Source organism: Bacillus sp. LR--39, from assembly GCF_053613335.1.
Genome location: NZ_JBSIOT010000516.1, coordinates 1 through 902, shown reverse-complemented (window position 1 = coordinate 902; position 902 = coordinate 1). Strand labels below are relative to the sequence as shown.

General features: G+C 48.3%; 1 protein-coding gene. It reads right to left on the bottom strand.

The features are described 5' to 3' along the window. Positions 1–99: 99 nt before the first annotated feature. The coding region (gene gutB, locus ACWHAR_RS24575) for a sorbitol dehydrogenase (protein WP_452088119.1) at positions 100–902 on the bottom strand (803 nt) is incomplete at its 5' end.

Here is a 902-nt window from a genome sequence, read left to right as displayed (position 1 = left end):
GCCGTTACTTTTTCTGTTTCAATCATCATTTCCCACCCCAAGAATCCGTTTTCATTTCCAGTAAACAAGAGGGAGAATACAAAGATCCTCCCTGTTCACTCAGCGATTTGGATACACCATCACTTTTAAACATTCATTCTTAAATTGAAGCGCCCGCTCCATCGCCTCATGCGTCTGCTCCAGCGAATATTGGTCCGTTACTAGATGCTTCGTGTCCACAATGCCTGAAGCGAGAAATTCGATCCCCTTCGGATACGTGTTGGCATAACGGAATATCCCGTAAATATCAATCTCGTTATCCGCAATAAACGGCACGTTGAGCGGAATCTCGTTCTGTGAAGGCAAACCGACAATCGCCAGTTTTCCGCCCCGGCGCACAGAAGCCAGTGCGGATTGCAATGCAGCTGGATTCCCTGCTGTTTCCCAAGCAACATCAACGCCTCTATCATTCGTGATCGTTTTAATCTCTTCAAGTGCATCCTGTTCACGTATATTAATAATGTGAGTCGCTCCCATTTTTTTCGCAGCTTCTAACCGCAGCCGCTCTAAGTCGGTGACAATGATTGTGCCTGCCCCAAATGCTTTAGCTGCGGCAACAGCCATTAACCCAACAGGGCCCATCCCCATAATCGCAATCGTTGATCCGGGCTGTAGCTTCGTTCTGGCCGCCGCATGGATGCCGACAGAAAACGGCTCGATCAAAGCAGCATCTTCATAAGAAAGTGAGTCTGGGATTAAAAAAACAAAGTCCTGACGCATTTTAATATATTGGACAAACGCACCGTCTACCGGCGGTGTAGCCAAAAACTGTACATCCGGGCAAAGATTATAGCGTCCTTCTTTGCACGCCTCACAGCGTCCGCACGTAACACCCGGCTCTACAGCGACACGGTCTCCTACTT